Origin of the sequence: Methylobacterium sp. Leaf111, from assembly GCF_001423285.1 — a bacterium.
Classification (GTDB): Bacteria; Pseudomonadota; Alphaproteobacteria; order Rhizobiales; family Beijerinckiaceae; genus Methylobacterium.
The window spans coordinates 144,112-161,332 of record NZ_LMNE01000056.1 but is presented as its reverse complement, the minus strand read 5'-3'; the positions used below and the strand labels follow the sequence as shown (position 1 = coordinate 161,332).

Genomic DNA, 17,221 nt, shown 5'->3' with positions numbered 1-17,221 from the left:
AGGGAAGACGCCCCGACCTCATGGTTAACAGGCCTACAACCGGCACGGTTAATGGGGCGTCAACGCGGAGCGGGACACATCGGGCAAGGCCAAGGGGTCGCCATCCGACCACAATCCCTGTCCATAGGCGGACGACCGTGGCGCCGCACGCGCACGCGATCTCACGAGAAGGATACGGGGCAGTATGGCTCCAGCAGACAGCGCCCAGGCCTTGCGCCCCGCCTCGATCCCCGCGGATTCGACGCTCTCGCCGGCGGTCGCCTCCGCCCTGCGGACGATCGAGACCGAACGCGATGGGCTCGCCTGCTTGATGGAGTCCATCGGCAATGGGCTCGGCGCGGCGTTCACCGATGCGGTGTCGCGCATCGCCCGCGCCAAGGGACGCGCCATCCTCACGGGCATGGGCAAATCGGGCCATATCGGTCGCAAGATCGCTGCGACGCTGGCCTCGACCGGGACGCCCGCCCTGTACGTTCACCCCGCCGAGGCCAGCCATGGCGATCTGGGCATGATACAGCCCGAAGACGTCGTGGTGGCACTGTCCTGGTCGGGCGAGACGACGGAGTTGGCCGACATCATCGGTTATGCCCGTCGCTACCGCGTCGGCCTGATCGCCATCACGTCGAGCAGCACGTCGACTCTGGGCCGCGAAGCCGACATCTGCCTCACCCTCCCGAAGGCGCGCGAGGCCTGCCCGAATGGCTTGGCCCCGACGACGTCCACGGCAATGCAGCTCGCGCTCGGCGATGCGCTCTCCATTGCGCTCCTCGAAGCACGCGGCTTCTCCGCGCGGGAATTCAGCATCTATCACCCGGGCGGTCGCCTCGGGGCCTCGCTGCGTCAGGTTCGCGAGGTGATGCATACCGGATCTCAGTTGCCGGTGGTCCCATGCGGGACCCCGATGCGCGCGGCCATCGCCGAGATCGATGCGAAGGGGTTCGGCTCGGTGGTCGTGGTGGACGCCGAGGGACGCCTCGCGGGGATCCTCACGGACGGCGATCTGCGCCGCAACGTCTTCCGCACCGATCTCGATAGCCTCGCGGTCGAGGCGCTGATGAGCGGCAAGCCACGGACGGTCGCCCCCGAAACGTTGCTCGCGAAGGCGCTGGAAATCCAGGAATCGATGAAGATCACGGCGCTGATCGTCGTCGAGGACGACCGCCCGGTCGGGCTCGTGCACTACCACGATCTGCTCCGGTCAGGCGTCGCCTGAGCCGTCAGAGGCGGCGCTCGAGCCAGCGCTGAACCGGTTTCCAGCCCGGGATCCACTTGGATCGCCAACGCGCCGTGTCCTCGGCGGCATCGCGGGCCTCGAGGCTGTCGAAGGCATGCGCGCGCTCCAGCATCTCGGCCGCGACCGCTTGTGGGTCCGGGATCGACCACCCGAAATGAAAGCCAGGCTCCTCTTCGATCATGCTCCCCGGAACGAAGTAGTACCGCGCCTGCGTGCCATTGAGCGCATCGAGCAGGGGATAGTTGGCGTGGACCGGAGGCGTCCAGTTCAACGCGAGGATCCGGCGGTTCGGCGCCGCGAAGACGGCCGTATGGAACGCCGAGCCTGCCGTTCCAAGAACCATTTTCCGTTCCGAAAGCAGACGAACCAACTCAGGAAACCGCAGGGTCTCCGGGAAAACGATGTCCACCCCCTGCCGCGCCAGACGCTCGCACAGCACATCCTCGTTGCGCAGGCGCGAGATCCCCGATGCCAATCTTGCTTTCGACAGGTAGACCGGCCGCGTTTCCCGATCGACAGCGACTGGGTCGTAGAACGCCTCGCCGGTATAGTGCGTGAGCGTGCCGTAGATCGCATGGGTGAAGTCCTGCTCCTTTACGCTCGGCTCCGGAACCAGCAGCTTCGGGATCCGCGTCACGTTCTGGAAGGTCACGAGGTCTGCGATGGTCAGATCGAAGCGGGCGAGAATGTCGGCGAGGAACGGTAGCGTCGCCCATTTCGCGTGCAGCGCATCCAGAGGTCCTTCAGCGTAGCAGAGGAGGCGTGGCTTCGGTCCCCTCCAGGTGAGGAGTGGCCAGAGGCGCGCGAAGGTGCCGAGGAGGAAATGGCCGTAATGGGTGATCAGCGGACCGATGAAGAGAGTCGGGCGATCGTCCGCCTCGTCCACGACGTCCGTCAGCATGGGATTGGCGCCAAATTCGATGATGGTGCCATCGGCATCGCACAGCGCCCAACTCCCGTCCAGGGTCGCCGGCTGATACACGGCGTTGGTCACCGCACGCAGTCCCGGAAGTGTATCGCGCTGTTCGGTCCGTCCCCATACGGTGCGGCAGCGCTGCAGCTTGGCCTTCACGCGCGGATAAGCCCCTCGAAAGAGAACCGTAAGGTCTTCATACCGTCGACCTTGTCGTCACCCTCGTGAGCGTGCGTCGAATCGGCAGCGGGTGTGGCACGAACCAACGTTTCCATCCTGGCCTTTCGGCTGTGTCCGAGGGCACCTATAGTTTCCTTCGCATGTCCACGCCACCTCGCCCCGTCCGTCGCCTCGATCCGATCCTCGTCGACCGTATCGCTGCGGGCGAGGTCGTTGAGCGGCCTGCCTCAGCGGTCAAGGAACTCGTCGAGAACGCGATCGATGCTGGCGCACGCAGTATCGAGGTCACGATCGAAGGAGGCGGCCGACGCTTGATCCGTGTGGTCGATGACGGCGCGGGCATGGATGCGGATGATCTTGCGCTCGCCGTAGAGCGACACGCCACCTCGAAGCTTCCAGGGGGAGACCTTACCCGCATCGAAACGCTGGGCTTTCGTGGCGAGGCCCTACCCTCCATCGGCGCGGTCGCGCGCCTGACTCTTACCAGTCGTACGTCCAAGGCCGAAACCGGTGTCACCCTTACGGTCGATGCGGGCATCAAGGGCGAAGTCCGCCCGGCACCGAGCGCGCGCGGCACGCGCATCGAGGTGTCCGATCTGTTCGCGGCCACACCTGCGCGACTGAAATTCCTGAAGTCCGACCGGGCCGAAACGGCGGCGATCGGCGACATCCTGCGCCGGCTCGCGGTGGCGCAGCCCGAAATCCGACTTGTCCTGCGATCGGAAAGTGGGACGCCGCTCATTTTCCCGGCCGAGACAGAAACGGGTTCTTCCGCAACCCTTCGGCGCCTGACTGGGATCTTCGGCACCGACTTCGCATCAAATTCGCTAGCCCTCGACATGGCCCGCGAGGGCTTCGCGCTTGCGGGTCATATCGGCCTGCCGAGCTTCCATCGCGGCGCTGCCAGCCAGATCCACTTCACCGTCAATGGCCGGCCGGTCCGTGACCGCCTACTGCTCGGCGCCGTGCGGGGCGCCTATGCCGATACCATGAGTTCCGACCGCCACCCGGTCCTGGCTCTGGCGATCCTGTGCGATCCGTCGCTGGTGGACGTGAATGTGCACCCGGCCAAGACCGAAGTCCGCTTTCGCGATCCCGGCCTGGTCCGGAGCCTGATCGTCAGTGCGATCCACGAGACCCTCCGACAAGCCGGCCTGCGCGGCTCCACCACGGGCGCTGCCCGCACGTTGGACGCCTTGCGGCCGACCGGTCTCGCCGTTCATTCGGGCACCAGTACCTATCCGATCCCCTCACTGAACCGACCGGGCTCGGTGCCGTCCATTGCTGCGCCCTATCCCTACCGCCAGGCGGTTCCGCGCTCGCCGGCGCTCACCGGAATGGCCGAGGCGCCCCAGGCCCGCTTCGCGCATGATTTCGCCCCCCCGGCGGCGGATCTGCGCCCACGGGTGGAGCCAGCGGACGAACAGGTGCACCCCCTTGGAGCGGCGCGGGCTCAGTTGCACGAGACCTACATCGTCGCCCAGACGGCCGATGGTCTCGTCCTCGTCGATCAGCATGCCGCCCACGAGCGCCTGGTCTACGAACGGCTGAAACGCGAACGCGTACGGGGCGGCATCGCCCGTCAGGGTCTGCTGATTCCCGACGTGGTGGAGATGGCTCCCGGCGAGGCGGAGCGCCTCGTCGCCGCGGCCCCCGATCTCGACCGCCTGGGCCTCACGCTCGAGCCGTTCGGCTCGGGCGCCGTCCTCGTGCGGGAGGTACCGGCCGCTCTCGCCGGCGCTTCGATCCGGACCCTCGTCACCGATATCCTCGATGCGCTCAGCCAGAGTGGTCTCGAAGACGAAAGCCCCGATGGCACCGATGCGGGTGCAGGCCCCCTCGGCCGGCGCCTGGACGCGATCCTGTCGCGGATGAGTTGCCACGGCTCGATCCGAGCGGGCCGGCGCCTGCACCCAGAGGAAATGAACGCGCTCCTGCGCGAGATGGAAGCGACGCCGCTCGCCGGCACCTGCAACCATGGCCGCCCGACCTTCGTGGAGCTGAAGCTCCACGACATCGAGCGGCTCTTCGGACGGCGCTAGGCCGCCGGCAGGTCGGAGGCGGCCTTCAGAGCACCGTCGAGGGCCTTCTGGCGGGCGTCCGGACCGAGTGCGATGCCCTCGGCGACGATGATCTCCGGGTTCGTGATGCCGATGAAACCCAGAACCACGCGCAGGTAGGTCTCGGCATGCTCCGCCGCCGCGTTCGGTGTTCCCGCTCCGTAAAGACCGCCCCGAGCAACGGCTACGATGACCCGCTTCTGCGGAACGAGGCCGACGGCGCCGCTCTCGGTGTACTTGAAGGTCTGGCCCGCCACGAGGATACGATCGATCCAGGCCTTCAGCTGCGACGAGATCGTGAAGTTGTACAGAGGCGCGCCGATCACCACGATGTCGGCGGCGAGGAATTCGGCAAGGACGGAACGGCCGAGCTCGACGTCGTGCTGGATATCAGGGGTGTTCGTCGCGTTCGGCTGGTGGCCTGCCAGGTAGGAACCCGAGAGGTGCGGAATCGGCGTCGCGGCGAGATCGCGGTAGGTGACGTCGAGGCCCGGTGTCGCCGCCGTCAGATGCGTGACGATCGCAGCCGAAACCGCGCGGCTGACCGAATGGTCCCCCAGAATGCTTCCGTCGACGTGCAGGAGTTTCATCTTCGATCCCCGGTATCAGAAGTGTACCGAGGCGGTATAGAGAACCAGATGCGCTCCCGCGCAAGGAGGCACATTCGTGGAACTGGGGCACAACGAGGGAACCGCAACGACCGCACAGCACAACCCGGGCGATTGCCGGGTCGTCGGCACAGTCCTGTCGCGGATCGGCGACAAGTGGTCGATCCTCGTGGTGATGATGCTGACGGATGGGCCGCGGCGCTTCAACGAACTGAAGCGCCTGGTCGGGGGCATCTCGCAGCGGATGCTGACCTTCACCCTCCGAGGCCTCGAGCGCGACGGCTTGGTCTCCCGGACCGTGTATCCCACCATTCCGCCCCGGGTGGAGTATGAACTTACGGATCTCGGGCGATCCCTGCAGGTCCCCGTTCAGGCCCTGGGGGCCTGGGCATTCTCGAATCTTCCGGCAATCCAGGAGGCACGAAGTCGCTTCGATGAAGGCCAACCGAATTGAAGGCAGGATAATATCTCACGTCCAGTAAAGGATACGAGCCGGCAAGGTGCGCTGGATCTCTCCCGTCAGCCAAGAACGCATGGACTGCATCAGATCCCGCGGAAAGACGTACTTCACCGATCCGAATTTCGTCAGCTTGCGACTTCGTTCCGTCTCCGTCATCGGGAGATCCGAACCGGGATACCACCTTTGCAGAACGCTCTTCGAACCGGGCGTGAAGCGATGGGTGATGAGTTCAACGGTGAGATCGATGCCCTTCACGCCCGACAGCGCCGCGGCGACATCCCGTATCAAGCCGGCATAGGCGTCCTGCCAGTTCGGGACCGGCAGGATCGGCGCGATGGTGAGGCCGACCGGATAGCCGGCCTCCGCGACCTCCCGGAGGGCCGCCAGGCGCGCATCCAAACTCGCCGTTCCCCCCTCGTAGCGAGCAGCCGAGCGCGCATTCACGGAGAACCGGATGCGGGAACGCCGGTTGTGGGCAAGGCCGAGCAAGGGCTGCACGGCCGCGAACTTGGTGGTGAAGCGAAGTTGGACCGGTGCCTCCCAGGCGCCGAAGCGGGTGATGGCGGCCGAGAGCGAGCCGGTGAGATGTTCGATGCCGAGGGGATCGGTGTAGCACGAGGCCTCGAAGGTGGTGCCTTCCTGGGCGCGGTCAGCCTGGGTCGAGGTGATGGCGCCCTGGCCGAGATAGGCCGGCAGGTTGTCGAGGATCGCGTCGAGGTTCGCGTAGGCCCGCGTCACCGGGGGGCCCGAGAGAGAGCCCGCCAGATAGCAGTACTGGCAATGGGCCGGGCAGCCCTCGGCGAGGTCGAAGCGCCAGTCGGCGCTCGGTGGAATCGGCTGGAGTTTCAGCTTGGTCGGTGGGGCGACGACGATGGCGAGGGTCGCCTTCGCCTCGCGATACGCGATCCGTGGGTCCGGATTTCGTAAGCCCGTCAGACGGTTGGCGGCCAAGCGCTCGACCGGTAACCCGAGGGCCTCGGCGCGAGCCACCATCGCGCGGCCGTGCGCGTGCTCCAGGGCGGCCGGGGTGACGAGGACGCGGCGCGGTCGCCAGAGGCGGGACGGGCGCGGGTCGGAGGCGACCGGATCGATCTCGGCGGCGTCGGTTCGGGGTTCGGCGAGGACCATACCGGAGGAACGCGCCCGGGTGCCGCGGGGGTCCGCCGCGCGCGCGTCGGTCGCGCCGGTATACCACGCAGCTCGCGTCGAGGTCGCGCGTCAGGCGGCGTAGCGCGCGTAGGCGAGGGCGGTGTCGCCGTAGACCCGGCGCTCCAGCTCGGTGAACCCGGGCGGCAGGGCGACGTGGACACTCGCGGATTCCTCGACGACCGCGAGGGCGCCGGGAGCGAGCCAGCCGCCGGTGGCCGCGCTGGCCAGGGCGGCCGGAGCGAGGTCGCGGTGGTAGGGCGGGTCGCAGAACACGAGGGAGAAGGTACCGCTGGTGCCGGCCGGGCCGAGTCGGGTGGCGTCGCGCCGGAACAGGCGGGTCGCCCCTTCGGCGCCGAAGGATTCGATGTTCTCCCGAATCAGGGCGCGGGCCTCGGCGCCCTCGTCGACCAGGAGGGCGTAGGCCGCACCGCGCGACAGGGCTTCGAAGCTCAGCGCCCCGGTGCCGGCGAACAGGTCGAGGACCCGGGCCCCGGCGACGGCATCGTCATAGGCGTGCGCGAGGACGTTAAAGAGTGCCTCGCGGAGCCGGTCCGAGGTGGGCCGGATCGCGTCGGTCTTCGGGGTTGCGAGGCGGCGGCCGCGGTGATCGCCGCCGACGATCCTCACCGGCCGCCACCGCGGGGCGGACGGGCGCCGCCGGGCTTGCCGCCACCGGAGCCGCCGCGGCTGAAACCGCCGGGCTTGCCACCGGGCTTGCTGAAACCGCCGGGTTTGCCACCGGCCTTGAAACCGCCGCCGGGTTTGCCGGCCCCCTTGAAGCCGCTGCGCTCGCCGTCCGGGCGAGTGCCCTTGTAGCCACCGCCCTCGCCGTCCGGGCGAGTGCCCTTGTAGCCACCGCGCTCGCCGTCCGGGCGGGTGCCCTTGAAGCCGCCACGGTCGCCGCCGGGGCGGTCGTTGCCACGGAAGCCGCTGGGCTTGTCGCCCCGGAAGCCGTCGCGGCGGTCGTCCCGGGCCGGCGCGCCGCGGGAGGCCGGACGGGCGCCACGGTCGTCGCCGCCCTCGGCGCGATTCGCATTGCCGCGGAAGGGGCCGCGGGGGCGATCCTCGCTCCCGCGCGGGGGACCACGGCGCTCGGCACCGTCCTGCGAGCGGAAGTTCCCGCGCGGACGGTCGTCGTCCCGGCGCGGCGGCCGGCCTTCGCCGCCGAAGCCGCGAGCGGGCCGGTCACCGGCGGGGCGAGACTCCGAGGCACGGTCGTCGGCCTGCCGGAACGGGCGGCCCTGGGCCTCGGCGCGGGGGAAGCGGCCCTCGCGGGGGGCGGCCTCGTCCCCGCGACGGCGCACGGCGCTGTCGCGGCGATGCGGCTCGGCGGCCGGTTCCTGCGGGCTCGACTTCAGGCGCTCCACGAGGACACGGCGCTCGCCGGTGCTGATGGCGCCGACGCGTTCGCGTCCCCGGGCGGCGGCCGTCTCGCGCTCGACCTTCGGGTCGGCTCCCCGGCGCGGGATCTTGACCCGCCGGGTCCCATCCTCGGTTTTGGCCTCGTCCTCGGCGCGCCAGACGGAGCGGCGCGGACCGGCGCTGTTGCCGCCGGTGGGCACGCGGGCGGGCTTGGCCGGCGCCATCGGGCGGCCGCCGCCGCGCGGCCCCTCGTCGTCGGTGCCCCGGGTGTCGCGGCGCTGGGCGGCCGAGGCGCTGCGGGCGGGCTGCTTAGCCTGCTGCTTCGGCGAGCCGAAGGGCGCGATCGGCTCGCGCACCGGGCTCTCGAAATCGACGCCGGCCTGTTCCGAGAGGGCCGGACCGAGCTGTTCCTTCAGCACCTTGGTGCGGATCTCCTCCGCCAGGCCCGCTTCGAGGTCGCCGAGCTGGAACGGCCCGAACGAGAGGCGGATCAGCCGGTTCACCGCGAGCCCGAGATGCTCGAGGATGCGCTTGACCTCGCGGTTCTTGCCCTCGCGCAGGCCGAGGGTGATCCAGAGGTTGTCGCCGGACGCCCGGTCGAGGGTCGCCTCCACCGGACCGTAATCCATGCCGTCGATGGTCACGCCCCGGCGCAGCTTGTCGAGCTCGGCCTGGGTGGTGTCGCCATGGGCGCGCACGCGGTAGCGGCGCAGCCAGCCGGTATCCGGATGGGCCACGACCTTGGCGAGGCCGCCATCGTTGGTGAGGAGCAGCAGCCCCTCGGTGTTGATGTCGAGGCGGCCGATGGCGACGACGCGGGGCAGGTCCTCGGGCAGGTTGTCGAAGACGGTCTGGCGGCCTTCCGGGTCGCGCGCCGTGGTCACGAGGCCGCGGGGCTTGTGGTAGATCCACAGGCGCGTGCGCTCGCGGGCCGGCAGCGGCTCGCCGTCGACGGTAATCCGGTCATCGGGGGTCACGTTCATCGCCGGCGAGGTCAGGACCCGCCCGTTGAGGGTGACGCGGCCCTGTTCGATCATCGCCTCGGCATCCCGGCGCGAGGCGATGCCCGCGCGGGCGATGGCCTTGGCGATGCGGTCGCCCTCGGGCGTGCCCTCGTCGCGGGCGGGACCGCCGGACGCGGCGGCCGCGGTCCCCGGCTGGGCGGCCTTCGCCACGGCGGTCGTTGCCATGGCGGTCTTGCGGCGCAGGGGCGCGTCGCCGCCGCGGGGCATGGCGGCGTGCCGGACCTTCGGCTTCTCCTCGGCCGAAGGGCCGGGAATGCCGGCATCGGTCGCCGGAGCCCAGGACCCGGCCGGGGCCTTCGACTCGTAAGAGGTCGTGGCGGCGGCCTGCGGCGCCGCCGCCTCGGCCGGCGTCGCCTTGGCGCGCTTGGGCGCAGCCTCGACCGCCGGCCTGGCGACGGACGCGTCCGCCGCGGGCGCGGGAGGCTCGGCGGCGACAGCCTCGCTCGGCGCGGCTTCGGGTGCCTTGGCCTTGGAGGGCTTGGCCGTTGTGGGCTTCGCCGTCGTGGGCTTGGCCGTCGTGGGCTTGGCCGTCCTGGGCTTGGCCGCGGACGGCTCCGCCACTGCGCTCGCGGCCTCGGGCGCTACGGTGGAGGCCTCCTTCGAGACGTCCTGGGACGCCTCGGCCTTGGCCGGCTTGGCTTTCGCGGCTTTCGGCTTGGCCGTGTCGACGGGTTCGGCGCCCGCCGCAGCCTTGGCCGACGCGGCATCGGCCGTCGCAGGCTTGCCCGTCTCAGCCTTCGGCTTGGCGGAGGCCGCCTTCGGGGCCTTGGACGTCACGGTCTCCGCCGCGAGCGTCTCCTCGGACGCGGCCGGCTTCGCGGACTTCGCTTTCGAAGGCGTCGCAGCGGACGCCGGGGTGTCCGAAGCCGTCGCGGTCGCCGTCTTGCCAGCGCCGGCCTTGCCCGCACCCGTCTTGGCGGCGTCCGCCGTCTCAGGCTTGGCCTTCGCGGCCTTGGCCGCCTTGGCGGGCGGGCTCGCCGCCCCCTCGGCCGCCCCTGCGGCGGGCGCGGACGCGTGGGCCTTCGCTGGCGCGGTCTGGGTGGACGCCGCCGCGGTCTTGCTCGACGGGTTTGCCGAAGCCTTGGGCTTCGAACGGGAGGTCTTGGCAGGCACGTCCTCAGACTTGCCCATCGTATCGTCAGTCTTGTCGGTCATGCCTGCCCCATAACAGAGCGGGCGCGTTGTTGCGAGTGATCCCGCGCGCAAGGGCCGCGGGTTCGGTGGATGCAGTCCCCAAACATGCGAAAAGGCGGCTCGCGCCGCCCTTCCGAGATCATCGTCGCCGGATACGAGATCCGGGGTCGAAAGACTTAGAGCTTGCTCTTGACCGCGTCGGCGGCGTTCTTGACGCCGTCCTTGGCATCGCCGACCGTCTTCTGGGTCTCGCCCTTCAGCTCCTGGGCCTTGCCCTCGGCCTTCAGCTTGTCGTTATCGGTCACGTTGCCGATGCCCTGCTTGACGTTGCCGACAGCCTCGTTGGCGAGACCCTTGATCTTGTCGGTGGTGCTGCTCATCGTGCGCTCCTCGTCTTCGGGTTGGCGGTCGGCGTCGTCTCGGCCGTGCCGCATTGCCCATCCCAACGGCCACGCCCGAGCGATGTTCCGGGATTTAATATCCTCGTGAAGCCATTCCACGAACGGCTTCGGCTTCTGCTCGGTGCGGGAGCTCCATCGGCGCGCCGCGCTTGAACAATCCGCGTGCGAAGACGGCAGCGATGTCCCATGGCGGTGACGAAGCCGCCGTCGAGCCCGACCTGCCGTCGCTGAACCGCCAGCCGGGGGTTGCAGGGCTTTCGTGCCGACGGTGCCGAGGGTTCCTCGGGTGCAGCCCATTGCGAAGCAGCGTCGCGGTCGCCAAGGATCGGGCGCCAGGGATCGGGCGCCGATCCGCAGGACTCCATCATGCCCGAGACCGATCCGTCCGCCACCGACCCCCTCAGCCACGCCTTCGCGGCGGCACGTCGGGCGGCGGCGGAGGGGGAGGTTCCGGTGGGTGCGGCGGTGGTGAGGGACGGGGTGGTCCTTGCCGTGGCGCACAATCGCCCGCGGGCCCTGCGCGATCCGACCGCCCATGCGGAGATCCTGGCGATCCGGGCCGCCTGCCAGGCCCTCGACGACGAACGGCTGAACGGATGCGACCTCTACGTCACCCTGGAGCCCTGCGCGATGTGTGCGGCCGCGATCGCCTTCGCGCGGATCCGGCGGCTGTACTTCTCGGCCGCGGACCCGAAGGGCGGTGCCGTGGAGAACGGGCCGCGCTTCTTCAATCAGCCGACCTGCCATCACAGTCCGGAGGTCTATGGCGGCTTCCGGGAAGCCGAGGCCGCCGGGTTGCTGCGGGATTTCTTCGCCGAACGCCGCCTGCCCTGAGAGTTCAGCTGCCGCCCCCGCCGCCGGTGCTGGCGATCGGCGTCTGGGTCTATGCGGCGTTGCCGGACGCGCCGGACGCGTTCGAGGCACTTGGAGGCCCCAGTGGCTCCGGGGGCGACGGTGCCGATCGAACCCGGTCCCCCATTATCGATGCCGCCGGGCCAGACGATTCCTTTGTCGACGACGCCCGGAATCGTCAGGCGCGGCGGCCCGGGGGGCTCGATCTCGGCGCGGGCATTGCCCGTCGCCAACGCCAGGGAGCCGCCGGCGAGGACCAGGGAAAGGGCGGTGGGGACGATCCGCATGGGGTCCTTCCCGAGATGGGCGTGACCCGGTCGGTGCCGGACCGACACGGATCAATCCCGGTGGTTTCGAGCCTTGCCGGGGCTCGATCGCCGCAGATCAGGCGGCCGCCAAAGGTTTCGAGACGTCTTCCAGGGATTTCCCCTCGGCCGCCGTTCCGAAGAGACCGCCCACGACCGCCGCCACGGCCATCAGGGTCGCGCCGATGAGGTAGCCGACCAGCACGTAGTCCCGCGAGCCGGTCTCCACCAGGGCGCCGAACAGGAGCGGCCCGGAGACGCCGCCGATGCCGGTGCCCAGCGCGTAGAACACCGCAATGGCCAGGGCCCGGATCTCCAGGGGGAAGGTCTCCGCGACGGTGAGGTAAGCCGCGCTCGCGGCGGCGGAGGCGAAGAAGAACACCACCATCCAGGCCGCCGTCTGGCCCACCGGGCCGAACACGTCGATCTTGAACAGGTAGCCGGTGATCGCCAGCAGGACCGCCGAGATGCCGTAGGTGAAGGCGATCATGGGACGGCGGCCGATGGTGTCGAACAGGCGCCCGAGGAGCACGGGACCCAGGAAGGAGCCCAGGGCGAAGGGCAGCAGGTACCAACCGACATGGTCGCCCGGCACGTTGTAGAACCGCTGCAGCACCAGGGCGTAGGTGAAGAACAGAGCGTTGTAGAAGAAGGCCTGCGCCACCATCAGGGCGAGGCCGACGAACGTCTGCCGGCGGTGACCGACCAGCATGGTGCCGAACACCTCCTTGAGGGGGGTGTGGCTGCGGGTCCTGAGCTTCATGCGCTTGCCCTCGTCGATCGGCGGCAGGGTGTGGCCCTCGTCGGTGAAGCGCTTCTCGATGGCGGTGACCACGCGGTCGGCCTCGGCGACGTAGCCATGGGTGGCGAGCCAGCGCGGGCTCTCGGGAATCCAGGTGCGCAGGAGGAGGATGACGAGGCCGATGCCGCCGCCGACGAAGAAGGCGATGCGCCAGCCCCAGGCCGGGTCGATCATGCCCGGGCGCAGCACCACGATGGAGAGGAACGAGCCCATCGCCGCGCCGATCCAGAACGAGCCGTTGATGACGAGGTCGGTCCAGCCGCGCACGCGAGCCGGCACGAGTTCCTGGATCGTCGAGTTGATGGCCGTGTATTCGCCACCGATGCCGGCGCCCGTGAGGAAGCGGAACAGGCAGAAGCTGTAGATATTCCAGGACAGGCCCGTGGCGGCGGTGGCGGCGAGGTAGAGCGCCAGGGTGATGAAGAAGAGCTTCTTGCGGCCGATGCGGTCGGTGAGCCAGCCGAAGCCCAGCGCGCCCGTGACGGCGCCGACGAGGTAGGAACTCGCCGCGAGGCCGATGTCGAACTCGGTGAAGCTCATGGGCTCGGCTCGCAGCGCCCCGACGAGGGAGCCCGCGAGGGTGACTTCGAGGCCGTCGAGCACCCAGGTGATGCCCAGCGCCACGATGACGAGGACGTGGAAGCGCCCCCAGGGCAGGCGGTCGAGCCGGGCGGAGATGTCGGTGTCGATCACGGTTCCCATCGGGACCCGCTCCGGCGTCGTCCCCGCGCTCGCGCTGCCCCGGTCCGCCACGGCCTTGGTTGCCATCGAATCCTCGTTAACCGTGCTGTACGACAGTTGTTGGCAATCCGGCGCGGTGCCCGGCGGTTCCGCCAAGCTTCACGCAAAGGTTAAGTCATCTCCGCTGAACTCGGCAGGCTCTCCCGGACGCCCTGCCGATGCCCGCCCGCGTGTCTTCCGCCCTGCTTCTCGCCCTCACCGCCCTCGGGGTCCCGCCCGCCGCCGCATCCGAAGCGGGACGCGGCGCGGCGGCGCGGCCCCTCGATCCGTGGCGACTGCGGCCGAGCGACGTCGTGCCGGCGGAGGCGGGCCCTGCGCGGGACGCCAAGGGCCGGCCGGTCTCGGAGATCCCGGAAGAGCGGCGCGTGGTCCGGGTGGTTTATCCCGGACTCACCAATCCGCGCTGAGACGCGGGTCGAGGGCCTCGGCGAGGCCGTCGCCCAGCACGTTCAGCGCCACCAGGGTGGCGACGAGGAACCCGGCCGGGGCGGCGAGCATCCAGGGGGCGGATTCGATGGCCCGTGCGCCCTCGGCGATCAGGGCGCCCCAGCTCGTGGACGGTTCCTGCACGCCGAGCCCGAGGAAGGAGAGGAAGCTCTCCAGCAGGATCACCTTGGGGACCAGCAGGGTCGCCGCCACGGTGACGGGTCCGAGGGTGTTGGGGACGATGTGCCGGCGCAGGATCGCGACCGTGGAGAGGCCCAGCGCCTCGGCGGCGCGCACGAAGTCGCAGTGGCGCAGCGACAGGGTCTGCGCCCGGGTGATCCGGGCCATGTCGAGCCATTCCACCGCGCCGATGGCGACGAGGATCAGCCCGAGCCCGGCCCGGAAGAAGACCAGCAGCAGGATGACGAAGAACACGAAGGGCAGGGCGTAGAGCACGTCGACGCCGCGCATCATCACCGCGTCGACCCGGCCGCCGGCATAGCCCGCCACCGCCCCGTAGGTGACGCCGATGAGGAGCGCGACGCCGGAGGCGACGAGGCCGATGAGGAGCGAGATCCGGCCGGCGACGAGGCTGCGCGTAAGGAGGTCGCGCCCGAGCACGTCGGTGCCGAGGGGAAAAAAGAGCCGCCGCACCGGCGCCTCGACCACGAGGCGGCGCCCCTCGGCCTCCCGCGACAGGATGGTGGCGGGGCCGAACAGGTCCGAGCGGGGCAGGTAGCTCAGCACCCGCGCGTTGATCGGGTTCGGCGCCGACAGGGTGACGCGCAGGCGCCCGTCCGCGACCCGGATGTCCGCGGCCGTCACCCGCATGCGGAAGGCGAGGCGCTCCACCGCCGGGGCGATGGCCTCGGGGCGCGGATGGGCCCGGAGCGAGGGCGCGGTGCGCACGAGGTCGGGATAGATCCGGCCCGGATCGTGGCCGGTGAGCGGGGGACCGGCGAGGCAGGCGAGGGCGACCAGCGCCAGGACGGCGAGGGCCGCCAGGGCGCTCCCGTTGCGGGCGAGGCGCCCGAGGACGCGCCTCACCGGGCCGCCCGCAGGCGCGGGTCGAGAAGGCCGGAGAGGAGATCGGCCACGAGGTTAAGGGCGATGACGAAGACGGCCACCAGCACGACGGTGCCCATCACCAGGGTGTAGTCGCGGTTGAGCGCGCCGTCGACGAAGTAGCGGCCGATGCCGGGCAGGCCGAAAATGGTCTCGACCACCACCGAGCCGGTGAGCAGCGAGGCCGCCGTCGGCCCGAGGATCGCCACCACCGGCAGCAGGGCCCCGCGCAGGGCGTGGCGGGCGATGCGGTGGGGCGGCAGGCCCATGGCGCGCTGGGTCCGGACCGGCTGCGCGGCCAACACCTCCGCCAGGGCGGCGCGGGTGAGGCGGGCGAGCGCCCCGACCTGGGGCAGGGCCAGGGTGACCACCGGGAGCACGAGGTTGGCCGGCGCGCCGCTCTCCCAGCTGCCCACCGGCAGCCAGCGCAAGGTCAGGCCGAACACGATCTGCAGCAGGGGCGCCACCACGAAGGTCGGCACCGCGAGCGTCAGGCCGGCGGTGAGGCCGACGAGGCGGTCTACGGCGCTGCCCCGGCGGAAGGCCGCCAGCGCGCCGAGGCCGATGCCGAGCACCAGGGCGAGCGCCAGGGCGAGGGTGCCCAGCGTCATCGAGACCGGCAGGCCACGGGCGAACAGGTCGCCGACGGTGAGGTCGCGGAAGGAGAAGGAGGGCCCGAAATCGCCGGTGAGCAGGGCGCCGAGGTAGCGCCCGTACTGGACGATCAGCGGCTGGTCGAGGCCGTAGACCCGGGCGAGGTTGGCCATGGCGGCCGGGGGCAGGGGCCGCTCCAGGTCGAAGGGCCCGCCCGGGGCGAGGCGGATCAGGAAGAAGCTCGCGGTGACCACGGCGAACAGGGTCGGGATCGCCTGGAGGAGGCGGCGCAGGACGAAGCCGATCACGCCGTCAGCCTCAGGAACCGGGTCGGGGCGGCGTTGCGCAGGTTCGGGTGGTAGCCGGCCAGCCGCGGGGCGATCAGGGCCTTCGAGCGGGTGTGCATCACCGGGATCCAGGGCAGCTCGGTGACCACGATCGTCTCGGCCGCGGAGAGGAGCTCGGCCCGCCGGGCGATGTCGCCCTCGGCCGCCGCCCGCCGCATCAGGCCGTCGTAGGCCGGGTTGCTGTAGCGGCCCGGGTTGAGGCCGTCATTGCCGGTCTCCAGCAGGAACAGGAAGTTCTGCGGATCGGAATAGTCCGCGATCCAGGACATGCGCGCCACGTCGAAGGCGCCGCCGTCGCGCAGGTAGGCGAAGTGGGTCTTGGCGTCGGTGTAGACGAAGCGGGTCTCGATCCCGATGCCGCGCCACATGTCGGCGATGGCGAGCGCCGTGTTGCGGTTGTTGTCGCTGGTGTTGAAGCGATACTCGAGCCGCAGGGGCCGGCCTTCGCCGAAGCCGGCGGCCGCCAGCAGCGCCCGGGCCTCGTCCTCACGGTCGATCGGCAGGGCCTCGCGGCCTTCGGTCTCGGGCGGCCGGCGATAATGGTCGAGGCCGGGCGGGCAGAGGGAATAGGCCGGGTCCATGGTCCCGCCCCAGAGCTGGCTCGCCAGGAACTCGCGGTCGATGACGAGGGAGAGGGCGCGCCGGACCCGGACGTCGTCGAAGGGCGCCTTGCGGGTGTTCACCGCGAGCGCATAGAGGCCGAGTGAGGGGCCGAGCACCACTTCGGAGCCGAAGCGCGCCTTGAGCGAAGCGATCTGGTCGCCGGGCAGGTCGGCCAGCGAATCGATCTCGCCGGCCGCGTAGCGCCGGACCGCGCTCGACAGGTCCGGCGTCGGCAGGAAGGCCACCTGCGGGATCGCCACCGTGGCCGCCGCATGAAAATGCGGGTTGCGCTCCAGGGTGATGCGGTCGTTCGGCACCACGTCCGCCAAGCGGTAGGGGCCGTTGGTCACGCTGTTGCCGGCCCGGGCGAAGGCGTCGCCGTGCCGGGCGACCGAGGGCGGATGCACCGGCAGCGCGGTCTGGTGCGTCAGGAGTTCGAGCAGGTACGGCGTCGGCTGCTCCAGGGTCAGCACCAGGCGCCGCTCGTCCGGGGCGACGACCCCGAGGGCCTCGGGGGGCAGTCCGCCCTGGTTCACCGCCCGGGCGTTCTTCAGGGGAAACAGGACCTCGGCGTATTTGGCCGCGGTGGCGGGGGCGAGGATGCGCCGGAGGGCGAAGACGAAGTCACCGGCGCGGACCGGATCGCCGTTCGACCAGCGCCCGTCCGGACGCAGGGCGAAGTCGTAGGTCAGGCGATCATCGGACAGGGTCCAGGCGGTGGCCGCCCCGGGGATGATCGCGCCGTGATTGTCGTAGGTGAGCAGGCCTTCGTAGAGGTCGCGCAGGATATGCGCCTCGGCCACCGTCGAGGATTTGTGCGGGTCGAGGGTCTCCGGGTCCGCATCGTTGCCGCGCCGGTAGAGCTCGGCCGGCGCGGCCGAGGCCCGGCCGACGCCGCCGGCGGCCAGGAGCGCCGCACCGCCGACGAGCCAGTGCCGCCGATGCGGGCGCGGCATCGGT

15 protein-coding genes are annotated in these 17,221 nt (G+C 70.4%); 5 read left to right on the top strand and 10 right to left on the bottom strand.

Annotated elements, in window-relative coordinates:
- Nucleotides 1-184: 184 nt before the first annotated feature.
- A complete protein-coding gene (locus ASF41_RS20165) occupies nucleotides 185-1,213 on the top strand; it encodes an SIS domain-containing protein (protein WP_056272644.1) in 1,029 nt (342 codons plus the stop codon).
- Nucleotides 1,214-1,217: 4 nt separating this feature from the next.
- Here the strand turns inward: ASF41_RS20165 and ASF41_RS20160 are convergent, their stop codons facing one another.
- Nucleotides 1,218-2,306, bottom strand: coding sequence for a DUF563 domain-containing protein (locus tag ASF41_RS20160; protein WP_156653404.1), 1,089 nt, complete (start codon nucleotides 2,304-2,306; stop codon nucleotides 1,218-1,220).
- A gap of 161 nt (nucleotides 2,307-2,467) precedes the next feature.
- Here ASF41_RS20160 and mutL point away from each other — a divergent pair, with 161 nt between their 5' ends.
- Nucleotides 2,468-4,369, top strand: a complete 1,902-nt coding sequence (mutL, locus tag ASF41_RS20155) for a DNA mismatch repair endonuclease MutL (RefSeq protein WP_056496384.1) — start codon at nucleotides 2,468-2,470, stop codon at nucleotides 4,367-4,369.
- Here mutL and ASF41_RS20150 read toward each other — a convergent pair.
- A complete protein-coding gene (locus ASF41_RS20150) occupies nucleotides 4,366-4,977 on the bottom strand; it encodes an FMN-dependent NADH-azoreductase (protein WP_056496379.1) in 612 nt (203 codons plus the stop codon). The genes mutL and ASF41_RS20150 overlap by 4 nt on opposite strands.
- A 76-nt stretch (nucleotides 4,978-5,053) precedes the next feature.
- Here ASF41_RS20150 and ASF41_RS20145 point away from each other — a divergent pair, with 76 nt between their 5' ends.
- Entirely contained in the window at nucleotides 5,054-5,449 is a 396-nt protein-coding gene (locus ASF41_RS20145) for a helix-turn-helix domain-containing protein (protein WP_056211162.1), read from the top strand.
- A gap of 15 nt (nucleotides 5,450-5,464) precedes the next feature.
- Here the strand turns inward: ASF41_RS20145 and ASF41_RS20140 are convergent, their stop codons facing one another.
- The 4 genes from ASF41_RS20140 to ASF41_RS20120 all read right to left on the bottom strand — a co-directional run bounded on the left by ASF41_RS20140 (nucleotide 5,465) and on the right by ASF41_RS20120 (nucleotide 10,505).
- Nucleotides 5,465-6,583 (bottom strand): radical SAM protein, encoded by a 1,119-nt coding sequence (locus tag ASF41_RS20140; protein WP_056496377.1) that lies wholly within the window; start codon nucleotides 6,581-6,583, stop codon nucleotides 5,465-5,467.
- Nucleotides 6,584-6,673: 90 nt separating this feature from the next.
- A complete protein-coding gene (gene rsmD / locus ASF41_RS20135; RefSeq protein ID WP_056272629.1) occupies nucleotides 6,674-7,231 on the bottom strand; it encodes a 16S rRNA (guanine(966)-N(2))-methyltransferase RsmD in 558 nt (185 codons plus the stop codon).
- Nucleotides 7,228-9,156, bottom strand: a complete 1,929-nt coding sequence (locus ASF41_RS20130) for a pseudouridine synthase (protein ID WP_244479730.1) — start codon at nucleotides 9,154-9,156, stop codon at nucleotides 7,228-7,230. The genes rsmD and ASF41_RS20130 overlap by 4 nt, the downstream gene beginning before the upstream one ends.
- Nucleotides 9,157-10,301: 1,145 nt before the next feature.
- Entirely contained in the window at nucleotides 10,302-10,505 is a 204-nt protein-coding gene (locus tag ASF41_RS20120; protein ID WP_056211453.1) for a CsbD family protein, read from the bottom strand.
- Nucleotides 10,506-10,892: 387 nt separating this feature from the next.
- On the opposite strand from ASF41_RS20120, the gene ASF41_RS20115 reads away from it, so the two are divergent.
- Nucleotides 10,893-11,360: a nucleoside deaminase gene (locus ASF41_RS20115; RefSeq protein WP_056211169.1), complete on the top strand. Its 468-nt coding sequence runs from the start codon at nucleotides 10,893-10,895 to the stop codon at nucleotides 11,358-11,360.
- A gap of 402 nt (nucleotides 11,361-11,762) precedes the next feature.
- Here the strand turns inward: ASF41_RS20115 and ASF41_RS20110 are convergent, their stop codons facing one another.
- On the bottom strand, nucleotides 11,763-13,253 hold the full coding sequence (locus ASF41_RS20110) for an MFS transporter (protein WP_056211171.1): 1,491 nt from the start codon (nucleotides 13,251-13,253) through the stop codon (nucleotides 11,763-11,765).
- Nucleotides 13,254-13,384: 131 nt separating this feature from the next.
- Here ASF41_RS20110 and ASF41_RS20105 point away from each other — a divergent pair, with 131 nt between their 5' ends.
- Nucleotides 13,385-13,633, top strand: coding sequence for a hypothetical protein (locus tag ASF41_RS20105; RefSeq protein WP_056211173.1), 249 nt, complete (start codon nucleotides 13,385-13,387; stop codon nucleotides 13,631-13,633).
- Here ASF41_RS20105 and ASF41_RS20100 read toward each other — a convergent pair.
- The 3 genes from ASF41_RS20100 to ASF41_RS20090 are packed head-to-tail and all read right to left on the bottom strand — an operon-like array spanning nucleotide 13,617 to nucleotide 17,217.
- Nucleotides 13,617-14,699, bottom strand: coding sequence for an ABC transporter permease (locus ASF41_RS20100; protein WP_056496371.1), 1,083 nt, complete (start codon nucleotides 14,697-14,699; stop codon nucleotides 13,617-13,619). The two genes, ASF41_RS20105 and ASF41_RS20100, sit on opposite strands and share 17 nt — an antisense overlap.
- The gene (locus tag ASF41_RS20095; protein WP_056211176.1) at nucleotides 14,696-15,619 is read right to left on the bottom strand and encodes an ABC transporter permease; all 924 of its coding nucleotides are present in this window, start codon (nucleotides 15,617-15,619) and stop codon (nucleotides 14,696-14,698) included. The genes ASF41_RS20100 and ASF41_RS20095 overlap by 4 nt, the downstream gene beginning before the upstream one ends.
- Nucleotides 15,616-17,217 carry a peptide ABC transporter substrate-binding protein gene (locus tag ASF41_RS20090; protein WP_056211178.1) on the bottom strand — a complete coding sequence of 534 codons (1,602 nt, stop codon included), beginning with the start codon at nucleotides 17,215-17,217 and terminating at the stop codon, nucleotides 15,616-15,618. The genes ASF41_RS20095 and ASF41_RS20090 overlap by 4 nt, the downstream gene beginning before the upstream one ends.
- Nucleotides 17,218-17,221 lie beyond the last annotated feature (4 nt).

Coding starts and splice junctions, on each gene's coding strand:
- ASF41_RS20130 (WP_244479730.1), bottom strand. CDS start 9,156: ATGGCAACGACCGCCGTGGCGAAGGCCGCCCAGCCGGGGACCGCGGCC.
- ASF41_RS20150 (WP_056496379.1), bottom strand. CDS start 4,977: ATGAAACTCCTGCACGTCGACGGAAGCATTCTGGGGGACCATTCGGTC.
- ASF41_RS20110 (WP_056211171.1), bottom strand. CDS start 13,253: ATGGCAACCAAGGCCGTGGCGGACCGGGGCAGCGCGAGCGCGGGGACG.
- mutL (WP_056496384.1), top strand. CDS start 2,468: ATGTCCACGCCACCTCGCCCCGTCCGTCGCCTCGATCCGATCCTCGTC.
- ASF41_RS20090 (WP_056211178.1), bottom strand. CDS start 17,217: ATGCCGCGCCCGCATCGGCGGCACTGGCTCGTCGGCGGTGCGGCGCTC.
- ASF41_RS20120 (WP_056211453.1), bottom strand. CDS start 10,505: ATGAGCAGCACCACCGACAAGATCAAGGGTCTCGCCAACGAGGCTGTC.
- ASF41_RS20165 (WP_056272644.1), top strand. CDS start 185: ATGGCTCCAGCAGACAGCGCCCAGGCCTTGCGCCCCGCCTCGATCCCC.
- ASF41_RS20115 (WP_056211169.1), top strand. CDS start 10,893: ATGCCCGAGACCGATCCGTCCGCCACCGACCCCCTCAGCCACGCCTTC.
- ASF41_RS20140 (WP_056496377.1), bottom strand. CDS start 6,583: ATGGTCCTCGCCGAACCCCGAACCGACGCCGCCGAGATCGATCCGGTC.
- ASF41_RS20105 (WP_056211173.1), top strand. CDS start 13,385: ATGCCCGCCCGCGTGTCTTCCGCCCTGCTTCTCGCCCTCACCGCCCTC.